Origin of the sequence: Dietzia sp. DQ11-44 (assembly GCF_014145205.1) — a bacterium.
GTDB lineage: Bacteria > Actinomycetota > Actinomycetes > Mycobacteriales > Mycobacteriaceae > Dietzia > Dietzia natronolimnaea.
Genome location: NZ_JAALEC010000383.1, coordinates 1 through 1686, shown reverse-complemented (window position 1 = coordinate 1686; position 1686 = coordinate 1). Strand labels below are relative to the sequence as shown.

Here is a 1686-nt window from a genome sequence, read left to right as displayed (position 1 = left end):
TCCGCCACGCGTCCGCCGGCCACCGCACGACGCGGTCGCAAGACCTACCGCATCACCGCCGGGGGCAAGGAGACGTTGGCCGCACTGCTCGACGAGCCCGGGGCCGCGTCGTTCAACGACGACGGCTTCGGCGTCCACCTGGCCTTCTTCGACCGCACCCCCGGGCCCGCCCGGGTGCGGCTCCTGGAGGGCCGGCGGCGGGTCCTCGAGGAGCGGCGCGAGGGCCAACGGGACGCGGCCACCCGGACCGGCCCGACCGAACTGCGCTACGCGCGGCAGCTCACCCTGCTCGGCCTCGAGACCAGCGAGCGCGAGCTGCGCTGGATCAACGAGCTCATCCAGACAGAGAACCCATCACAAGGAGAATCCCCATGACCGACAAGAAGGTGCGCGTCGCGATCGTCGGCGTCGGCAACTGCGCGTCCTCGCTCGTGCAGGGCGTCGAGTTCTACAAGGACGCGGCGATCGACCAGACCGTCCCCGGCCTCATGCACGTCAAGTTCGGCGACTACCACGTCCGGGACGTCGAGTTCGTCGCCGCGTTCGATGTCGACGGCAAGAAGGTCGGCATGGACCTCGCCGAGGCGATCAACGCCTCGGAGAACAACACCCTCAAGCTCTGCGACGTGCCGCCGACCGGCGTCAGCGTCCAGCGCGGACCCACCCTCGACGGGCTGGGCAAGTACTACCGCCAGACCATCGAGGAGTCCGACGCCGAGCCCGTGGACATGGTCCGGGCCCTGCGCGACGCCGAGGTCGACGTGCTGGTCAGCTACCTGCCGGTGGGGTCCGAGGAGGCGGACAAGTTCTACGCCCAGTGCTGCATCGACGCCGACGTCGCCTTTGTCAACGCCCTGCCCGTCTTCATCGCCTCCGACCCCGTGTGGGCCGAGAAGTTCCGCTCCGCCGGCGTCCCGATCGTCGGCGACGACATCAAGTCGCAGGTCGGCGCCACCATCACGCACCGCGTGATGGCCAAGCTGTTCGAGGACCGCGGTGTCGCCCTGGACCGGACCTACCAGCTCAACGTGGGCGGCAACATGGACTTCAAGAACATGCTCGAGCGCGAGCGCCTGGAGTCCAAGAAGGTCTCCAAGACCCAGGCCGTGACCTCCAACCTCGAGGGCTCCCTCAAGGACAAGATCCACGACCGCAACGTGCACATCGGCCCCTCCGACTACGTGGAGTGGCTCGACGACCGCAAGTGGGCGTACGTTCGCCTCGAGGGACGCGCGTTCGGCGATGCTCCGATCAACCTCGAGTACAAGCTCGAGGTGTGGGACTCGCCCAACTCGGCCGGCATCATCATCGACGCCGTCCGGGCGGCCAAGATCGCCAAGGACCGCGGCATCGGCGGACCGATCCTGCCGGCGTCGGCGTACCTCATGAAGTCCCCGCCGGAGCAGATGGCCGACGACAAGGCCCGCGCCGAGCTCGAGGCCTTCATCATCGGAGCCTGACCCCCGCTGGAAGAACAGGAACGCATGACCCACACCGCGACGAACCGCCAGCTCTCCCCCACCGGGCGTCGCCGTGTCCCGGCCGTCATCGCACTCGCGATGGCGGCCGGGGTCGCGCTCGCCGCGTGTTCGGGGGCGGAGGAGACCGCGGCCCCCACCTCGCCGACGACGCAGGCGACCACCTCGTCGTCGTCGACTCCCCCGTCCCCCTCGTCCGTGGCCGAGA

General features: G+C 69.3%; 2 protein-coding genes and 1 pseudogene. All 3 read left to right on the top strand.

Annotated features, from left to right (window positions below; all coding sequences use genetic code 11):
- Positions 1-375, top strand: a 375-nt coding sequence (locus G6018_RS10130; RefSeq protein ID WP_182639531.1) for a PadR family transcriptional regulator, incomplete at its 5' end; no start/stop codon positions are given.
- Entirely contained in the window at positions 372-1460 is a 1089-nt protein-coding gene (locus tag G6018_RS10125; protein WP_182610744.1) for an inositol-3-phosphate synthase, read from the top strand. The genes G6018_RS10130 and G6018_RS10125, both read left to right, overlap by 4 nt.
- 24 nt (positions 1461-1484) lie before the next feature.
- Positions 1485-1686: pseudogene (locus G6018_RS10120) on the top strand (hypothetical protein); the annotation flags it as partial.